Genomic DNA, 18,247 nt, shown 5'->3' on the forward strand with positions numbered 1-18,247 from the left:
GATTTAGCGGAAAATCGGATTAACCACGTTTAACTGAAGGTCTTGCATTTTTAGGAGCGGTACATATTGATTATCCTGTGCGCCGGCATAACCGATTCCCTGAAATATAACGCCGGAAACGGGTCCTTCGTTCTGTAAACTACCATTAAATCGGCTGCCGTATTTTTGCAAAACTTGCCCAAAGTAATACAACATCTCGAATCCGGAGTAAGCATATACGGTAGGCGGTACATGAAAACGCGTAGTGTATTTCCGCCGAAACTGCTGTGGGCCGGGTAAGGTATTATCAATGAATTTCGGGTAAATAAAGTAAATTTCCCGATTATTAAACTGGCTCAACGATATTTGATTCACGTTGAGCCAACTTGGGTAAGTAATTAAAGGCGTAGTGGCATCGGCTTGGGCCAGATTACTTAAAGTATATACCGCTACCGATGGGATGTTCGACAGCAGTAATACATGCCCCACGGTTTTTAAATCCATGTTGGCGAGTAAAGTAGCTCCCGAAGTAATTTTTGGGTTAAACTTTTTATACTGCGTTATTTTACCTCCTAAGCGCTCAAACTCCCGCTTATAAGCATTGGCAAAGGTGGTATCTTCATTATTGTTTTCGGCAATAATAAGAGCCGATTTTAAAGCGAAATTTTGATAAGCGTACGCCGCGCTTTGTTTGGCCCGGGTAGTAATGGACGACTCAAAAAGATACAGGTTCAGGTTATTCTTTACCAGGTACAAATCATCGGAGAGCGGGTTAATGCTGTTAATGGCATGTTGTTGGGTGAAGCGCGAAATAACTTTACTGGCCGATTTATAAACCGGACCTACAATTAAATCCATGCTGCTCATTTCGGGCAATTGCAGTACGGCTTTTATCTTATTGGTATCGGCGGGCGCGTCGTAAGTAAATAAATTAAGCTGTATTTGCTGTTTAGCTAGCGAGTCCTGGGCCAGGAGCATACCAGCGTATAAATCGGTTACAAACTGGTTGCGACGGGCTTTCACCTCGGCTTCGTTCTGCGGAAACGGCAGCAGCACGGCTACGTTAAAACTAGTTTTTTTTAAATTTTCCGGGTTCTCCGGAACGTATTTGTTTTTGTCTAGCTTAAATTTTTTAACTAACGATTCTAAGGTTTCTTTATCTGCTGCCGTGTACCAACCGGTTAATAATTTATTCGCGTACCATTGCCCCAACATTTTATCGTTGTTATGGCGGCTAACTAAATCCTGCCAAGTAGCTTTATCGGTCAGTTGGTTGAGGTAATGGTACTTCATGGCCGTTACTTCGTCCGCTAAATCTTTGTCCGATATAGATTCGGTTAACGTAAGCGCGCGGTCAAAGTCTTTTTGCGCAAAAGCAATCGTGGCTTCCAAAAACAAAGCATCGGCTTTATTGGCCCAATCAGGGTAAGCATTTTTAAGAGTAGTTAATTTTTGACTTGCCTCAGCGTACTTTTGGGATTGCACCGCCGCCACCGCAAAAAGATACATCGCACCCGGCGAATAAGCAGCTTGGTTTGCCGCAATAACCGGCTGTAGTTCCGCCATAGCCAGTTGATACTTTTTTGCGCTAATCAGTTGTTTCGCGTTTTCGTACTTAGTAGCCAACTCATTAGTGGTTTGTGCTTGCACCATGGGCGTAAACAGCAGCAACCAGGCAAAAACAAATAAGTACCGGAAAAATTTATACATGTAATAAATAAGGTAAGTAGTTGGTCGTTTTTAGTTGTTCGTTATTCGATCGTTATAACTTTAACTATCAATTGCTTAAACTCAGTTTTTTTAACTTAATTTTGTCTAAGTACTTAGTAAGTTTTAGGTGATAAGCAATAAGTATGTAATCTTTCGATTGTTAATTACTTATGTAGTTATAAAGCTTATTATATTTAGTTTGATATTAATCTGAAAGATGAAGGATTTAATAAAAGAATTACATCCCTATAAAATCAATTGCTCAAGACAATTAAAACGAGAAAAAGCTGACAACCTTTGCCAGTTACAAAGTGGCTATTGTTAATCAGACACCAGTTACGCTCCGCTAAACTGGCGCTAGGCAAAATGTCTTAAGTTAAAAATTAATCTTGTGCCCTTTAGTTTTACGACTTATAACCTTACAACTTTCCAACCTTTCAACTTTCTAACTTTTAAACCTACAACCTCTATTCCCACTCTATGGTAGCCGGTGGTTTTGAGCTGATATCGTACACGACCCGGTTTACGCCTTTTACTTTGTTGATAATTTCGTTCGATACGTTCGCTAAAAACTCATACGGTAAATGCGCCCAGTCGGCGGTCATGCCGTCTACGCTGGTTACGGCGCGTAAAGCTACCACGTTTTCGTAAGTGCGTTCGTCGCCCATTACGCCCACGCTTTGTACCGGCAGCAACATGGCGCCGGCTTGCCACACCTCGTTGTATAAGCCGGAGGTGCGCAAACCCGAAATAAAAATATGATCTACCTGTTGCAAGATCTGTACTTTTTGGGGGGTGATATCGCCAATAATCCGGATAGCTAACCCGGGGCCGGGGAAAGGATGGCGGCTTAAAATTAAATCATCAATATTTAACGTTTTACCTACCAGGCGTACTTCGTCTTTAAATAAAGCTTTGAGTGGTTCTACCACTTTCAGCTTCATGAAGTCGGGTAAGCCGCCTACGTTATGATGCGATTTAATGGTAACCGAAGGGCCTTTTACCGAAACAGATTCTATAACATCGGGGTAAATGGTACCTTGCGCTAGCCATTTTACATCTTCAATCTGGTGAGCTTCCTGGTCAAAAACTTCAATAAATACCCGGCCAATGGCTTTGCGTTTCAATTCGGGATCAGTAAGGCCGGCTAATGCGGTGTAAAAACTGGCTTTGGCATTTACGCCTTTTACATTTAAGCCCATATGTTGGTACGAGTCCAGCACGCTTTGAAATTCATCGTGGCGCAGCAAGCCGTTATCCACGAAAATACAATACAAGTTTTTCCCGATGGCCTGGTGGATGAGCATGGCGGCCACGGAAGAATCTACGCCGCCGGATAAGCCCAGTACTACTTTATCGTTGCCAATTAAATTCCGCAGATCCTCTACGGTAGTTTCAATAAACTGGTCGGGGGTCCAGTCTTGTTGGCAGCCGCAAATGTGCACCACAAAGTTGCGCAATACGGTTTTACCTTCGGTGGTATGCGTTACTTCCGGGTGAAATTGAATGCCGTACGTTTCCTGGCCGGCAACCTTGTAAGCGGCTACTGCTACGGTATCGGTAGAGGCAATAATTTCAAAATTTTCCGGAATATGCTTAATGGTATCGCCATGCGACATCCAGACCTGCGAGCCAATGGTTATTTCTTTTAACAAACGATTAGTAGCGTGCACCTCGCTAAGCCGCGCCCGGCCGTACTCGCGAATAGTGGAAGCAATTACATCGCCCCCGTTCTCAAAGGCCAAGAGCTGAGCACCGTAGCAAACGCCCAACACCGGAATAGCGCCTAAATATTCGTTTAAATCCGGATTCGGGTAGTCTTGGTCGCGCACGGAGCAAGGGCTGCCCGATAAGATAACGCCTTTAATATCCGGAGTAATGAGTGGTACTTTATTAAAAGGATGAATTTCGCAGTAAACATTAAGTTCGCGAACCCGGCGGGCAATTAATTGGGTGTATTGCGAACCAAAATCGAGAATGAGAATTTTTTCTGGCATGCGCAAAGGTAAGGAAAAATGTTTTAATCCAGATTGGGAAACTTTGCCCGAAAATTTAGGAAAATGAAAGCACTCAGACCGGAAAATACAACCGGAAAGTGGTGCCGGCATTTACCTCGCTCTCTACTTCTACTCTACCACCCGCGTTATCCATCATTCTTTTTACGATAAACAAACCTACCCCGGAGCCTTCTACGTGGTTATGCAGCCGTTTGAATAAAGTAAATATATTGTCTTTTTTAGTGGGATTAAACCCTAAACCATTGTCTTTTACCGAAAGTACGGTGTAACCTGGTATTTTTTCGGTAACAATTAAAATTTTTGGCAGTCTTTCGTAAGCGCGGTATTCAATGGCATTATGAATCAGATTGTACAGGATACTTCTAAAGTTTTTTTTGGAAAAATAAATAGCTGCGTCCGGATCGGTTTGCAGATTGATCTGCACCTGCGAAGCCTGCAGCAAATCGGCAATAGAAATGCAGATGTCTTCTAAAATCTCGGCTACCGGTATTTGTTCCGCTACGAGTTCTACCTGGTTCTGGACCCGGATAACTACCGATAAATCCTCGATGGCATTTCGCAATTTAGTGCCGGAAATACTAATCCGGTCGATCAGTTCTCGGGCTTCTACGTCCTGGTAACATTCACTTTCCTTAATCAGGTTTACCAAGCCTTCAATGTTGGTGATGGGCGCTTTTAAATCGTGCGAGGCGGCATAAACAAAATTATCCAGATCGGTATTAACCCGGTTCAGTTTTTCGTTTTGCCGGAAAAGCTCCTGGTTTAAGGTATTTAATTCGTCTTTGGCCTGACTTAAATAAGCCGTTCTTTCTGCTACTTTTACTTCTAAAGTAGCATTTAACAGTTTCAGGTTGGTTTCGGCGCGCCTTAACTCCAGATTGGTTTGCTGAATTTCCTGATTCGATTGGGCTAATTGCTGGTGTAAGCTTAAGGTTTTAATAATTTCTTTTTTAGTGATGCGGTAAGCAACAATGCAAATGAGTATAGCCAGAAAGGAAGCAAACAAAATAAAAATCGGGGTGGCCACCGAAGAGGTTTTTACCTGATCGTAGCGGATTTCTTTTAGCCGGAGTTCTTCGGTTTCCATGCGGTTTACCAAAGCCCGGATGCTATCCATGAGATATTTACCTCGCTGGGTTATTACAATTGCTTTCGCCGAATCGGGTTCTCCTTTTTTTTCTAAAGCTATGGTTTGTTTCAGGATAGCAAACCGCTTAATTATTAATTGCCGTAAGGTATCCAGCCTTTTTTGCTGACTAAGATTATCGCGGGTTAAAGTGCGGGTTTGCTGGTAACTTTGCAGTACTTGTTGGTATGAACCGTTGTAAGGATTTAAAAATTCAGGATTGTTGGTGAGCAGGTAACCGCGCTGGCCCACTTCCGCATCTTTTAAAATCGACAAGATATTTTCTAAGCGCAACAAAACCTGGTTGGTATGTTCTACCCAGTTGGCTTTCGAAACTAGGCGGTTTAAACTGTATAATTCCAAGCCAAATGTAAGCAGTAATAAACTTAGCGATACAAGAAAGGTGGTAAAAATCGCCTTGGGTACGTGTACGTTTACCATTAAGTATTTATAGGTTATTTAATCAGATCGGGGTTGCTATATAGTTGTAAACAGATAAAACTTAAAGCGGTTTAAATCTGCATTAAATTTTTAAAAAAATAGGCATATTTCCACTGATTTTATCTTAGCTTGTTGTAATTAGCATTTACTTGAACTGTTTTTAACCTTCCCCAATTCCATGAGAAAGTTTTTACTAAGTCTGCTGCTAACGGGCAGTGTATTTTTTACCTATGCGCAAAAGCCGGCGCTTAGCCAGAAACAAGGCAATATTTTTAAAAATGCCAGTGCCGAAAGTGTTGGTATGAGCAGCGAACGGCTGCAACGCCTTGATAAACTCCTGCAGGAATACACCAGTAAAAATCTGGTACCCGGGGCTATTGCTTTGATTATGCGCGATGGTAAAGTGGTGTACCAGAAAGCAGTGGGGGTAAACGACCTGGATACGAAAGCACCCTTGGCTCCGGATGCCATTATGCGCATTGCTTCCCAAACCAAAGCCCTGACTAGTTTAGGGGTGATGCTATTATTTGAAGAAGGTAAGTTTTTACTGGACGAACCGGTTTCTAAGTATATTCCTGCTTTCAAAAATCAGAAGGTATTGGAAACTTTTAACGATAAAGACTCCAGTTATACCACCGTACCGGCTAAGCGCGAAGTTACCATCCGGCATTTGCTTACGCATACGTCGGGTATTGGGTATGCGGGCATTGGCAGCAAAGAAGCTACGGCTATTTACGCCAAAGCTAAAGTTACCAGCGGCATCGGGACGCCGCATGGGAAAATTGGCGATGCCATGAACCGCCTCGGCAGCTTACCCTTAATGCACCAACCCGGCGAAAAATTTACGTATAGTTTAAGTACCGATGTGCTCGGCTATTTTATTGAAGTAATTTCGGGTATGCCGCTCGATAAGTTTATGCGGTCGCGCATTTTTGAACCGCTGGATATGACCGACACGTATTTTTACCTGCCGGCCAACAAGCAAAACCGCTTAGCCAATTTATTTACCGAAGATGCCCAGAAAAATACGGTTAAAGCAGTAGCGCGCAACGGGCAATCGCCGGATTATCCCAAAGTACAGGATGGTACGTATTTTTCCGGGGGCGCGGGTTTGTCGTCCACCATTGGCGATTATGCAAAATTTCTGCAAATGATGCTGAACCATGGTTCGTATAACGGTAAACAAATTATCAGCCCAGCCACGGTACGCCTAATGACCACTAACCAGATTGGCGAAGTAAATCAGGGGGATAACAAATTTGGTTTAGGGTTCGGAATTATTACGGCTAAAGGAGCGGCTAAACTGGGTGTGAGCGAAGGTTCTTACGAGTGGGGTGGGTATTTTGGCACCACTTATTGGGTAGACCCTAAAGAAGGCATTGTGGCTTTAATTTACACCCAAAAAGCGCCCAACAGCACTGGCGGTTCTTTAAGCGATAAATTTAAAGCCATGGTGTATCAATCTATTACCAGCTCCAGGGGCAAAGAACTGGATTAATTTAAAATTAACATTGTGGGTTAAAAATCATTTTCTATCTTTGCAGTGGCAAATCGGCACGACCAGCTCCTGCTGAACTCCCCCAGGTTCGGAAGGAAGCAAGGGTAGGTGGTTGAGCGGTGCGATGTTCGGTTTGCCACTTTTTTTATTCCTTCCTCTCTTCTTTCCTTTAATTTCTTTCGTTTCTGCCGCTGGTTTCCGTTTAAATTCACGTAGCTTTGCTCCGGAAATTTAATTTTTTGCTATGAAATTCTTTATCGACACCGCTAATCTTAATGAGATTCGGGAAGCTTATGATTTAGGCGTACTGGATGGCGTTACTACCAATCCATCGTTAATGGCCAAAGAAGGCATTAAAGGCCACGATAATGTAATGGCACATTATAAAGCCATTTGCGACATTGTGGACGGAGATATTAGCGCTGAAGTAATTGCGGTAGATTACGAAGGTATCATCCGGGAAGGCGAAATATTGGCCGAACTGCACCCCAACATTGTGGTAAAAGTACCGATGATCCGGGAAGGGGTAAAAGCGATTAAATATTTCTCCGATAAAGGCATTAAAACCAACTGTACATTAATTTTCAACGCGGGTCAGGCTTTGTTGGCTGCCAAAGCTGGGGCAACGTATGTTTCGCCGTTTATTGGCCGTTTAGACGATATTGGCCAGGATGGCATGCAGTTAATCGAACAAATAGTGCAAATTTTCAGCAACTACGGTTATCCCACCGAAGTACTGGCGGCTTCCGTACGTCATACCATGCATTTGCTGCAATGCGCCGAAATCGGAGCTGATGTGGTAACCTGCCCGTTAAACGTTATTACTTCTTTACTTAACCATCCGCTTACCGAGAGTGGTCTGGCCAAATTCCTCGCCGATCATAAAAAAGTAAATGCTTAATTTTTAATTGTTTGTTGCTAGTTGTTCGTTGTTAGGAAATAGTTTATTTCAATATTTGAACACGAATAACGAACAACGAACAACTAATAACTAAAACCCTAACGTGTACATTATTAAAGTAAAAGGCAAGGCCAAGATTCCGGATTACATTCAGTTACGCGACGAAAACTTTGTGCTGATTGCCTACTTCCGGGCGGATCGTCCGTTAAAAAACATGGAGCGTTATGGGTTGGCCCATAAAGAAGCGGCTTTGGCGGCTGTAATACAAGAACTGGAATTTGGGAAGCTCCAGAAACTGGAAATTTGAATATGCGTGATTTTTCTTCTTCGGTTCCGGTAGTATCGTTAAAAGATGTATCTATTCACCAGAATGTGCAAACGGTATTACAAAGCGTTAGCTTTGATATTGATAAAGGCGAATTTGTGTACCTGGTGGGCCGCACCGGCAGTGGGAAATCTTCTTTACTCAAAACCTTGTACGCCGATTTACCGCTTCGGAGTGGCATGGCCAGCGTAGCCGGCTTTCCTATTTTTAAATTATCCCGCACCCAGGTGCCTTTTTTGCGCCGCAAAATCGGGATTGTTTTTCAGGATTTTCAATTACTCTTCGACCGGACCGTAGCCGAAAATTTACGGTTTGTTTTAAAAGCAACTAACTGGAAAGATTCTTCGAAAATAAAGCAACGCATTTCGGAAGTGCTCATGCAGGTGGGTCTGGATGCGGCTTCTAACAAAATGCCCCATCAGCTATCGGGTGGCGAACAGCAACGCGTGGTTATTGCCCGGGCCTTACTCAACGATCCGGTTATTTTATTTGCCGACGAACCCACCGGTAACCTCGATCCCGAAGTAGCGGACGGCATTATGCAGTTGTTTAACCAAATTAATAACCGGGGTACGGCGGTACTCATGGCTACGCACAACCACCAGATTATTAATGCTTATCCGCACCGCATCTTAAAATGCGATCAAGGCAAAATTTTGGATTCGGCCAAGCAAAGTTTCTCTTTAAAGGATGGTGTCTGAGGTATCAATCTTGATTCCCATATTCAATTTTGATGTTACGGCCTTAGTACAAAAGCTACTGGATCAATGCCAGCAAGCCGCTATTTCCTTCGAAATAATTTGCCTGGATGATGCATCAAACGATTTTTTTAAAAAATCGAACCGGAAATTAAAATTTTTAAAAAATATAATTTACGAAGAACTGCCCACCAATATTAGCCGCGCGGCTATCCGGAATAAACTGGCTATGCGGGCTAAATATTCTTACCTGCTTTTTCTGGATAACGACTCCTGCTTAGTGACGGAGCAGTTTATTATAAATTACTTACAAGCCGCAGATCTTTTTTCTGTTTTTATCGGTGGTACCGAGTACCCGTCCTGGGCGCCCGAAACAACGTACCGTTTGCATTGGCACTACGGCCGGCATCGGGAACAACGGCCAGCCGCGATCCGGCAACAGCAGCCTTATAAAAAATTACAAGTAAATAATCTCTTTGTCAGCCGAACTTTGTACCTGGCCAACCCGCTGCCCGAAGTTGTGCAAACCTACGGGCACGAAGATACCCTGTGGGGTTTATACCTCGAAAAAGCCAACATACCGGTGCAGCACCTAAATAATCCGGTACTGCACGTTGGCCTGGAACCCGTAACTTCCTTTTTAGTTAAAACCGAACAAGCCATTGTTAATATGGTGGATCTTCAAAATACGAACAACAGCAGCTTCTCTTCTTCGCTGTATTGGGTTTATAAAATTTTAAAAAAATGCCGTTTACTGGGGGCGTTTACCTGGTTTTTTAAAAAAATCAAACCTTTCCTACTGATTCAATTACAAAGTGGTCGTCCCCATTTATTTCTATTCGACGTTTACAAATTAGGATTGTTGGCGCATGTTATTCAAAAAAAGAATAAGAGTTTTTAAATTTTAATCAAGGATTAGAAAATACTGGAAGCAGGTTACTTTAAAACAGCAGAAGCCTGGCAACTGGCCGGGCTTCTGCTGTTTTCATAGTTTTAGGTGGAGGCTAGGTTGGATTTACTCGTTTTCTTTTTTGCCGTCGAAAGCATCTTTTACTTTTGCACCGGCTTTATCGGCTGTTTTTCCTACGGCTTTGGCTCCTTTTACAACGCCTTCTTTTACGTCTTTACCGGTTTCTTTAGCGGCATGACCTACTTTTTCGCCAGCGTGAGCCACATCCTGAGCGGTATTTTTGGCCGCGTTACCTACCTTACTGCCTACTTTCTCCCCAGTTTGCGCTACATCTTGCGCGGTGTTTTTAGCAGCCGTTCCTACTTTGCTGCCCACTTTATTGCCGGTTTCTTTGGCGTCTTCGGCGGTGTTTTTAGCAGCGGTACCCACACGACTAGCTACATTGTCTGCGGTTTCTTTCGCATCTTTGCCCGTTTCTTTCACTGCTTGACCTGCGTTTTCAGCGCCTTGTTCTACTTTATCGCCTACCTTGGCACCCGCCCGTTGTACATCGGCGGTAGTATTGTTTATCTTTTCGGCTACTTTGCCACCACTCAGGTTAGTACCCCAGTACGAATCGTATCTGTTCTTTAACTGATCAATTTCTTGTTGCCGGGTAGCATCGTAATCGTTGCGGTATTGATCCAATCGCGCTGTTTTTTCCTGATAAATAGTCCGTTGGTCGTGCCAACCAGTACTGGCGGTATCCATGGTAGCAATGGTGCTGGAGTCCAGGGTACTTACGTAGTTTTTGTAGTCCATGTAAGCCGTTTCTCCATCATTGGCAGCACTAGTTACCGTTTCAGAAGTAGTGGTTTCGGGGGCTGTATTTTTAGAATCCGATGAACAGCTTAGCTGGGTAGCAGCCAAACCAAAGGCTATTGCATAACCGATAACCGGCGTTTTTATTAAATTTTTCATAGTTTTGTTTTCTGATTTTTTCTGGAGTTTAAATTTATATTCCAGAAAATGTACAACTACTAAAACGTATTTAATACCAGATTGTTTCAGTTTCAGCATTTCAAGAGAGATTCAGGAATTAAGCGGGCTAGGAAAAATTATTATTTATAACTCGCTGAACAGGAATTTACTTATTTAAGAATAATAGCTGTTGTGCCTATTGTATATGGATCCCATTGGATTATCTGATACCGCAGAAAGTAGTAAACTCATGCAGCCAGCATTGGCAAAAGCCTTTAACCAGGTGCTTACCCAAGGTGATTTTATTAACGGGGCGGCTGTGTCTACTTTTGCCCAAGCCTTAGGTAAATACCTGCGGGTAGCGTCAGTAATTCCCTGCGGTAATGGGACGGATGCTTTGCAAATTGCTTTAATGGCTTTGAACCTGCCCTTTGGGAGTGAAGTGATTGTGCCGGCGTTTAATTACGTGGCAGCAATGGAGGCGGTAGCTTTGCTGGGCTTAGTTCCGGTGCTGGCCGATGTACTCCCGGATACTTTTAACCTGGATCCCACTTCGGTAATTGCTAAAATATCTGCTAAAACTCGCGCTATTATTGTTGTGCATTTATTTGGCCAATGCGCCGACCTTGCAGCTCTCTTGCAAATAAGCCGTTTGCATCAGTTATACTTAATAGAAGATAATGCCCAAAGTTTAGGAGCGCAATACAAGAGCCAAAATGGCTCTACTTTTTATGCAGGCACCGTGGGACATATCGGGACAACTTCGTTTTTTCCTACTAAAATGTTGGGAGCTTTAGGCGACGGTGGTGCCATTTTTACGAACGATTTAAAGATGGCTACTAGCATGCAACAAATTGCCCGGCACGGCCAACAGCAGAAATACCAGTATGAACAAATTGGTGTAAATTCTCGCTTAGATACTTTACAGGCTGCTTTTCTTTCGGTAAAATTAAAATTTTTAAATAATAACATTGCTCAGCGACAGTTACGAGCCCAGGAATACGGTAATTTGCTGCACAGATTGCCTTTAGTGAAGATTCCCGGAAGAGCTGATTACAGTACGCACGTTTTTAACCAGTATGTGGTGCAGGTACCGGAGGTGCATCGCGATAAGCTGCGCCAATATTTACAACAGCACCAAATACCTACGGCGGTATATTACCCAACACCTTTGCATGTGCAACCCGCTTACCGGTATTTAAATTATCATTCCGGTAATTTCCCGGTGGCCGAAACAGTTTGCCAAAAAGTAGTGGCTTTGCCCATGCATACCGCTCTTACTTTGGACCAGGTGCAGTACATTGCCCAGCATATTATTACATATTTTGAAACTCACTCGTAGTTAAGCGTGCACAACCAACATGCAAGAGATTAGGATTGATCGGGATATTAGAAGAGGAGGGAAACTCAGCCCGCGGCTTGCCCTAAATTTAAAAATTTATAGCAAACCATGCGTTTAGCCAGTATTTCATTTGCTGTTTTAGGATATGGGCACATTGGGAAACAACATGTTGCCTGGATTCAGCAACACCCGGCAGCTACCTTAACCGCTATGGTGGAACCCGACACGCGGTTAGCAGCCGAAATAAAAAATCACCTGAAAGTGCCTTGTTTTAATAGTCAGGAGGAACTGTTGGCAACCGGGCTTTCGGTGGAGGTGGTTTGCGTGTGTGCGCCTAATTATTTGCACGCGCCCTTAACCATACTTGCTTTGCAAAATAATTGCCACGTACTATGCGAAAAGCCTTTGGCGCTTACCACGCAGCAAGCTGAAGCTATGCAAAGAACGGCAGCGAAAATGGGTAAGTTTATTTTCTGCGTGGTGCAAAACCGGTATAGCCGACCGGCTCGTTGGATAAAAGATTTAGTCGATCAAAACTTGCTGGGGCAAATGTATAAGGTGCAGGTTACCGGTTACTGGAACCGCGATGCACGGTATTACCAGGGTAGTTCCTGGCGGGGTAAAATAGCGACCGATGGCGGGCCGTTGTTCACGCAGTTTAGTCATTTTGTGGATACTTTGTACTGGTGGTTGGGCGAGATGGAGCCAGTGCAAGCGCAATTTTTTAATTTTAATCACACCTACACTACCGAATTTGAAGATACCGGGGAGGTTTGGCTGAAATCCACAAACGGGGTACGATGCAGTCTGCATTACTCCACCGCCGCCTACGGGCAAAACCTGGATAGTTCGATCATCATCCTGGCCGAAAAAGGAAGCATTAAAATGAGTGGTCAGTACCTGGAGCAAGTAACAGCCTGCAATCCGATAAACTTGCAATTATTTCTCCCGAAACCAGCGGAATGTGATTCTTCCAACAACCACCAACTGGTACTGGAGAATGTTATTCAAACCTTGCGCGGAAATTCCGAACCCACTGCCACCGCTGAAGATGGTTTAGCGGTCGTTAAAATTATTGAAAACATCTATAAGCTGCGGTAAATACCAATAAACCTGCTTGTATTTTAAAAATTTAGACGTTTTCGGATTTGGGTTACTACTTTATCGGTCATTTCGGGCGCCAGGTTCAAATTTAATACGCCTACGCCATAAATTACGGTAATTAAAACCGAACGAATGGCAATATCCACCAACGTGTGGTACATAAACGGTAGTTGCCAGCCCACCACGTAAGCCAGTAATGCCAGCATAATAATTTGCAAGGAAGTTTTATCAAAAGGCTGCATTTTATAAAAATAATACACACAAGCCAACCGCATGGTATTAATTACCCCGTATACCACAAAGAAGACAAATCCAGCTCCATTAATGCCGTAGTTTTTAATAAAGTATGGATTGGCAATCACGGTTAAGGAAGCTAATAAAATATTAAAAATTAAATCGTACCGGTAACGCGGCGAGGTTAACAAAATGTAGCCGTTAATGCCCGAGGCTAAATCAAAAAGCCGGGCGGCGCACACAAAAAAGATAACGTATTTACCGGAGCTATAGGCTTTTGGCAAAAGCGCTAATAAGTTATGCACGTTGGCCCAAATGCCGATAAAAAGCAAACAACCCACTACCAGGTTAATTCGGGTAACCTGTTGGTAAAGTACTTGCATGGTTTTTAAATCATTGTTCTTCCAGTAATCGGCAATTTTAGGCGAGGCGATTTTGTAGATAGAACTGCCGGCAATTAAAATAATGCTGGCTACATACGTAGCGGTGGTGTAAATACCCGCGTCGCCAAGCCCATTATAATGCGTGATCATAATTGAATCTATGACGGTGATGATCGTACTCGAAATATTACCTAAAAAAGCGTATAAGCCATACTGAAACATGGGTCGGATCGGCTGTTTGCTTAAGGCGGATAATTTAGGCGAAAGGTGAAACTGCTTTAACCAGATAATGTAAACCAACAATACCAGGGTAATGCCGGCGTTTACCCCGATAAATAAAAGCAAAAAGACTTCGAAGTTTATAAAATCGTAAGCATAAAGCAGTACGCACAAACTTACGCCTACGCGCAGCAAAAAATCCTTGGTTAAAGAAGGAATAACGGTTTTGTAAAGCGAGGTTAAGTAGCTGTTGAATAAAGTAAAAAATAAGGTAAAAAAACTGAGCGGACCAATGTAATAAGAATACTGCCGTAACAGGGGAGCTTCTTTAGCGTAGTAACCTATTATTTGCGGCTGAAAGAGGTAATATAATCCAATTACAATACTAAAACCCAGTAAGGGTACGCCCAGCAAAAAAGCGAGAAAGTTGTGGTGCCGCCGAACTTTATCCCGGAAAAAAGGAAAGAATTTAATGCCCGCACTTCCAAAACCTAAAGCCGAGAGCTGGGCCAACACAATAGCTATTGCTGGTAAAACCCGGGTTAAACCTACTTGCTCCACACTTAAAAAGCGCGGAAAAAGCACCATTAAGTTTACATAGCCAATGAACACGCCGGCATAAGAAATAATGCTATTCTGAATACCTTGCCGTTTAATAATGCCCATGCGGTGTAATTTTTAAAAAGTGTGCCAATAACGGAAATTAATTTTTATTCCGGATAATGCTGCTGGAGCAAATCAAACACCTGCCCGGCGGTTTTAAAGCTGGTATTGCGGTTTACCAGGTATTGCATGATCTGGTGAAAAGCAGCCGGGCCATTATGAACATTGTTTTTTGAAAAATTTTCGTTGTGCCACAGCCAGGTAAAGCAACCGCCAAACTTTTCTATTTCGGTGAGCATCGGCGTAATTGCCGGTAAGATTTCCTCGGCGGTAAGTTGCAAATAACGCGGGTGATGCAAGGTGGCATCCATTACTTGCAACGGAATTTCTAAAAATGGATGTGCCCGGCTTGTTTCAAAATTAAATAAATAGAACGGAAAGCAAGTGCCGTGGCGAAAACCAAAATGCTCGGAAAAACCCAACGTGCTGTCATACGCAATACCGGCTTGCTTCAATAAAGCCGGGGTTTGTTGCGGCTCAAAACGTAAATAATGAAAGCGGTTGCCGCGTACCGGAGCTTTTATTTTTTGTTTTTCTTCCGTGAGCTTATTGGGTTCTAGCGCCGTTACATGACTTCCGTGTACGCCAATTTCAAAGTTGTTTTGCTGCAACAAAGTAAGCCAACTTTGGTAAAAGGGTTGCGTGATAGCGTAATCGGCGTTGGCGATGCCCTGGTATTTATGAGCGTTCGGTAAAAAGAAAAAAGTAGATTTCGCCCCGTAATGCTGCACGGTTCGCATTACTGCGGGTACGTTAAACCAATTGTCTTGGTCAGTGATTTTCTGCCATCCTAATTTTAAAAAATTTAAAAATTTACCCTGTTTTAAAGCTTGCCAACCTTCTACGCGCCAGGCCGTTTGGCAATTGTCCACGTCGTGGGTGAGGCAGGTGGTAAAGGGCGCACTTCCGGCCAATGACGATTGCAAGGTAACTCCGTATACTTGCTCAATAGCGGTTTTTAAAATGTCGAAGTAATAGTTTACGACTGGTAAAGTAATAAACCCGTACTTTTTTTGCAGGCTTTCCGGGTACGGAAACCGGCCGTATTGGTCCCGAACCGGCGAGTAATATTCCTGCCAGCCACTTAAAAAGTAAAAAGCATTCGCGATAATATCCACTTGAATCAGGGCTTTTCCGTCCGCGAAGGTAATTAATTCATCTACTTGTTTTTCTTCAAACCAAAACGGTATTAGCTGGTTTTGCCAGGTATAATAAACCGGTGGTTTAGGAGGCAAGGCACCTGTTTTTTTAAAAAAAGTAATGTCGCCAGGCTTAATCTGAATACGACTAAAATTATTTATTCCATAACTAATAGCAAAAACCTGTTGGGGTTGATATATCAAATTAAACTGATCGAGTACGTACCGGAATATTGCTTCCATCCTTATTTGGGGGAAGTTTTATGCAAGAATGATCGGATGCTCCGGAGGGCTAGCTCATGGCTGCGGCCTTCGTATTCGGTACCCATTACGGCGTTGTAATAACGCGCCCGTTCCGAAACGTTTGGCTTTTGTTGTTCATGCTTCTTCAAAATAGAAATGAGTTGGTCTAAGTCCGCGGCTTTTTCTACCAAACCGTGTTGCACGTAACCGTAGTAGTCCGAAATAAAATGGCTTTTTTCCAGGCGAAAGTAAATACTGAAAACATTCAGCATTACGGCTTCCAGGTGAATCGATGAATCTGCCGCGATGAGCGCATCTTGCTTAATTAAAAACGCAAAAGCCGGTTCACGCCGAGCGTCCGAAAAGATAATAGCGGCATTTATTTTAAAAATAAATTTAAAATCACGGGTATCGCCGGGGTGGGGGCGGAAGGAAATAACCTTGCCGGGGAATTCCTGCGTTAAGCAAGTTAATAATTGTGCAATAGCGTCTAGTTCATCTATAATGTTGGCACAAACGCCGATGTTGTTTATTACGGTCTGTTGATTCTTCTTTTTTAAAAAAAGATCGGCCTTGGGCATGCCGATTAATTGGACTTCGCCGGTAATCGGTCCGCAGGCGCGGTATTTATCTAAACTATCCTGGCCTTCGAGTAAACTCAAATCAAAAGTTAGCGGCGGAAAACTGGTGCTTACGCTGGCGTGTTGAATGTAAATGGTGGGTATACCAGCAACCTTGGCCGCGAGTAACAAAGCCCGCGCATCAGTATTATGATCGTTGGCAAAAATAATGGCCTGGGGGCGGTACTTCTTCAGGTAGCGCACCGATAACTCGTAATAACCGGTAGCCACGAAGATTAAATCGAAAAAACGAAGAGCCCGCTTGCCTTTTAACTGGTATAATCCCCGGAGCAATGGCCAAAATTTAAAATAATATAAGATTTTCCGACGCGTTGATAAACGGTTTACTTGGGTATTATACATGCCGATTTCCTTGTTCTGGCCCGCGACAAATACCGCTTCCGGCAAATAGCTTTGTACGAATTGCAGCGACTCGTAGTTGTTTTTACTAACCACGTACAACCAGATTTTACCCGTAATATTTTCTTTGTTTTTTACAGGTAAAAACAAAGGTAAAACTAAACGCCCGGCGGTATAGCCCATTACCCGAAACAAGCGGGCAAAGACGTTAACCGGACTAATGGCATTAATCGCGTGCGCGGGTAACAAAGCAAAAGTATCGGTAAACCGTAAATGTAAAATATCGGCATAAACCGAAATTAACTTGTTGTAACGCATCAAAGCAATTCCCAGGTTAAGGGCGTGCCCGCTTTGATGGCGGTTTTAACGGTTTTTCCGATAACCTGATCCAGGTACTTCGGTTCCAGGCCATTGTTCGGACGGATAACCCGGAGATTTTGTTTGGTGAAAGTATCGCCGGCTTGCAGGTCTTGCGCTACGTAAATAGAACGTTTAAACAAACGGCTTTTATTTTCGGCTTTTTGCACCCCGTACTGGATATTGCCCAAAGCTAAAAAGGCCCGTTCCGATTCTTCTACCAATAATTTTAATTCCTGGGGTTCCAACGAAAACGCGGAATCTACGCCGCCATCGGCCCGGCGCAAAGTAAAGTGTTTTTCGATAACGCTGGCGCCTAAAGCCACGGCCGCCACCGAAGCGCCTACGCCCATGGTATGATCTGATAAACCTACGGGCACATCAAATAACTGGGCTAAATGCGGAATGGTGCGTAAATTGGTATTTTCGGGAGTAGCCGGGTAGGTGCTGGTGCATTTCAGTAAAATAATATCCTGGCAGCCGTGCGTTCGCAGCGTTCTAACGGCTTCATCTACTTCGGCCACGGTAGCCACGCCCGTGGATACAATAACCGGTTTGCCGGTAGCGGCTACTTTTTTCAGCAAGGGCAAATCGGTGTTTTCAAAAGAAGCTATTTTATAAGCGGGTACGTGTAATTTTTCCAGAAAGTCAACGGCCGTTTCGTCGAAGGGCGAGCTAAAAGCCAACAGGCCTTTTTCGCGGGCCCGGTCGAATATAGCCGGGTGCCATTCCCAGGGCGTATAGGCCTCTTGATATAAATCATATAGTTCCCGGTTTTTCCAGAGCGAATCTGGGTCCTGGATAGTAAGCGCGCCCACCATGGTCATGGTATCGGGCGTGTAGGTTTGCAGTTTAATGGCGTGCGCCCCGGCTTCCGCAGCGGCGTCCACAATCGCTAAAGCCCGCTCCAGCGACTGGTTGTGGTTCCCCGACATTTCGGCAATGATAAAAGGTTTATGCCCGGGACCCACCGGAATAGCGCCTATGTGTATGGTTTTCATGTAATCTTTTTAAAAT

The 18,247-nt window shown here is 43.6% G+C and carries 15 protein-coding genes and 1 other RNA gene; 8 read left to right on the top strand and 8 right to left on the bottom strand.

All coding sequences use genetic code 11. The annotated features are described in order from the left end of the window. Positions 1-3: 3 nt before the first annotated feature. The 3 genes from AHMF7616_RS02815 to AHMF7616_RS02825 all read right to left on the bottom strand — a co-directional run bounded on the left by AHMF7616_RS02815 (position 4) and on the right by AHMF7616_RS02825 (position 5,274). On the bottom strand, positions 4-1,689 hold the full coding sequence (locus tag AHMF7616_RS02815; RefSeq protein WP_115371503.1) for an ABC transporter substrate-binding protein: 1,686 nt from the start codon (positions 1,687-1,689) through the stop codon (positions 4-6). Positions 1,690-2,156: 467 nt separating this feature from the next. Further along, positions 2,157-3,686, bottom strand: coding sequence for a glutamine-hydrolyzing GMP synthase (gene guaA, locus AHMF7616_RS02820; RefSeq protein WP_115371504.1), 1,530 nt, complete (start codon positions 3,684-3,686; stop codon positions 2,157-2,159). A gap of 73 nt (positions 3,687-3,759) precedes the next feature. After that, positions 3,760-5,274, bottom strand: a complete 1,515-nt coding sequence (locus AHMF7616_RS02825; RefSeq protein WP_115371505.1) for a sensor histidine kinase — start codon at positions 5,272-5,274, stop codon at positions 3,760-3,762. A 178-nt stretch (positions 5,275-5,452) separates the two neighbouring features. Between AHMF7616_RS02825 and AHMF7616_RS02830 the strand changes: the two genes are divergently transcribed. The 6 genes from AHMF7616_RS02830 to AHMF7616_RS02855 all read left to right on the top strand — a co-directional run bounded on the left by AHMF7616_RS02830 (position 5,453) and on the right by AHMF7616_RS02855 (position 9,597). After that, positions 5,453-6,772 carry a serine hydrolase domain-containing protein gene (locus AHMF7616_RS02830; RefSeq protein WP_115371506.1) on the top strand — a complete coding sequence of 440 codons (1,320 nt, stop codon included), beginning with the start codon at positions 5,453-5,455 and terminating at the stop codon, positions 6,770-6,772. Positions 6,773-6,816: 44 nt separating this feature from the next. Beyond that, positions 6,817-6,916, top strand: an RNA gene (gene ffs, locus AHMF7616_RS02835) — signal recognition particle sRNA small type. A gap of 100 nt (positions 6,917-7,016) precedes the next feature. Beyond that, positions 7,017-7,673, top strand: a complete 657-nt coding sequence (gene fsa / locus AHMF7616_RS02840) for a fructose-6-phosphate aldolase (protein ID WP_115371507.1) — start codon at positions 7,017-7,019, stop codon at positions 7,671-7,673. A 103-nt stretch (positions 7,674-7,776) separates the two neighbouring features. Further along, the gene (locus AHMF7616_RS02845) at positions 7,777-7,980 is read left to right on the top strand and encodes a fructose-6-phosphate aldolase (RefSeq protein WP_115371508.1); all 204 of its coding nucleotides are present in this window, start codon (positions 7,777-7,779) and stop codon (positions 7,978-7,980) included. 2 nt (positions 7,981-7,982) lie between these two features. Beyond that, a complete protein-coding gene (locus tag AHMF7616_RS02850; RefSeq protein WP_115371509.1) occupies positions 7,983-8,699 on the top strand; it encodes a cell division ATP-binding protein FtsE in 717 nt (238 codons plus the stop codon). Positions 8,700-8,709: 10 nt separating this feature from the next. Next, on the top strand, positions 8,710-9,597 hold the full coding sequence (locus AHMF7616_RS02855; protein WP_158546081.1) for a glycosyltransferase family 2 protein: 888 nt from the start codon (positions 8,710-8,712) through the stop codon (positions 9,595-9,597). A gap of 114 nt (positions 9,598-9,711) precedes the next feature. Here AHMF7616_RS02855 and AHMF7616_RS02860 read toward each other — a convergent pair whose 3' ends face one another. Beyond that, the gene (locus AHMF7616_RS02860; RefSeq protein WP_147275596.1) at positions 9,712-10,566 is read right to left on the bottom strand and encodes a hypothetical protein; all 855 of its coding nucleotides are present in this window, start codon (positions 10,564-10,566) and stop codon (positions 9,712-9,714) included. A 205-nt stretch (positions 10,567-10,771) separates the two neighbouring features. Between AHMF7616_RS02860 and AHMF7616_RS02865 the strand changes: the two genes are divergently transcribed. Then, positions 10,772-11,908, top strand: a complete 1,137-nt coding sequence (locus AHMF7616_RS02865; RefSeq protein ID WP_115371512.1) for a DegT/DnrJ/EryC1/StrS family aminotransferase — start codon at positions 10,772-10,774, stop codon at positions 11,906-11,908. Positions 11,909-12,016: 108 nt separating this feature from the next. After that, positions 12,017-13,009, top strand: a complete 993-nt coding sequence (locus AHMF7616_RS02870; RefSeq protein ID WP_115371513.1) for a Gfo/Idh/MocA family protein — start codon at positions 12,017-12,019, stop codon at positions 13,007-13,009. 23 nt (positions 13,010-13,032) lie between these two features. Here AHMF7616_RS02870 and AHMF7616_RS02875 read toward each other — a convergent pair whose 3' ends face one another. The 4 genes from AHMF7616_RS02875 to pseI are packed head-to-tail and all read right to left on the bottom strand — an operon-like array spanning position 13,033 to position 18,231. Next, positions 13,033-14,514: a lipopolysaccharide biosynthesis protein gene (locus AHMF7616_RS02875; protein WP_115371514.1), complete on the bottom strand. Its 1,482-nt coding sequence runs from the start codon at positions 14,512-14,514 to the stop codon at positions 13,033-13,035. A gap of 44 nt (positions 14,515-14,558) precedes the next feature. After that, positions 14,559-15,893: a polysaccharide deacetylase family protein gene (locus AHMF7616_RS02880; RefSeq protein WP_115371515.1), complete on the bottom strand. Its 1,335-nt coding sequence runs from the start codon at positions 15,891-15,893 to the stop codon at positions 14,559-14,561. 2 nt (positions 15,894-15,895) lie between these two features. Beyond that, positions 15,896-17,191 (bottom strand): hypothetical protein, encoded by a 1,296-nt coding sequence (locus AHMF7616_RS02885; protein WP_115371516.1) that lies wholly within the window; start codon positions 17,189-17,191, stop codon positions 15,896-15,898. Continuing rightward, positions 17,191-18,231: a pseudaminic acid synthase gene (gene pseI, locus AHMF7616_RS02890; RefSeq protein WP_115371517.1), complete on the bottom strand. Its 1,041-nt coding sequence runs from the start codon at positions 18,229-18,231 to the stop codon at positions 17,191-17,193. The genes AHMF7616_RS02885 and pseI overlap by 1 nt, the downstream gene beginning before the upstream one ends. Positions 18,232-18,247 lie beyond the last annotated feature (16 nt).

The organism is Adhaeribacter pallidiroseus (assembly GCF_003340495.1).
In the GTDB taxonomy this organism is placed as follows: domain Bacteria; phylum Bacteroidota; class Bacteroidia; order Cytophagales; family Hymenobacteraceae; genus Adhaeribacter; species Adhaeribacter pallidiroseus.

Bases quoted from the DNA above. Each gene is read 5' to 3' on its own strand.
- AHMF7616_RS02815 (WP_115371503.1), bottom strand. From the start codon at position 1,689: ATGTATAAATTTTTCCGGTACTTATTTGTTTTTGCCTGGTTGCTGCTG.
- guaA (WP_115371504.1), bottom strand. From the start codon at position 3,686: ATGCCAGAAAAAATTCTCATTCTCGATTTTGGTTCGCAATACACCCAA.
- AHMF7616_RS02825 (WP_115371505.1), bottom strand. From the start codon at position 5,274: ATGGTAAACGTACACGTACCCAAGGCGATTTTTACCACCTTTCTTGTA.
- AHMF7616_RS02830 (WP_115371506.1), top strand. From the start codon at position 5,453: ATGAGAAAGTTTTTACTAAGTCTGCTGCTAACGGGCAGTGTATTTTTT.
- fsa (WP_115371507.1), top strand. From the start codon at position 7,017: ATGAAATTCTTTATCGACACCGCTAATCTTAATGAGATTCGGGAAGCT.
- AHMF7616_RS02850 (WP_115371509.1), top strand. From the start codon at position 7,983: ATGCGTGATTTTTCTTCTTCGGTTCCGGTAGTATCGTTAAAAGATGTA.
- AHMF7616_RS02860 (WP_147275596.1), bottom strand. From the start codon at position 10,566: ATGAAAAATTTAATAAAAACGCCGGTTATCGGTTATGCAATAGCCTTT.
- AHMF7616_RS02865 (WP_115371512.1), top strand. From the start codon at position 10,772: ATGGATCCCATTGGATTATCTGATACCGCAGAAAGTAGTAAACTCATG.
- AHMF7616_RS02870 (WP_115371513.1), top strand. From the start codon at position 12,017: ATGCGTTTAGCCAGTATTTCATTTGCTGTTTTAGGATATGGGCACATT.
- AHMF7616_RS02875 (WP_115371514.1), bottom strand. From the start codon at position 14,514: ATGGGCATTATTAAACGGCAAGGTATTCAGAATAGCATTATTTCTTAT.
- AHMF7616_RS02880 (WP_115371515.1), bottom strand. From the start codon at position 15,893: ATGGAAGCAATATTCCGGTACGTACTCGATCAGTTTAATTTGATATAT.
- AHMF7616_RS02885 (WP_115371516.1), bottom strand. From the start codon at position 17,191: ATGCGTTACAACAAGTTAATTTCGGTTTATGCCGATATTTTACATTTA.
- pseI (WP_115371517.1), bottom strand. From the start codon at position 18,231: ATGAAAACCATACACATAGGCGCTATTCCGGTGGGTCCCGGGCATAAA.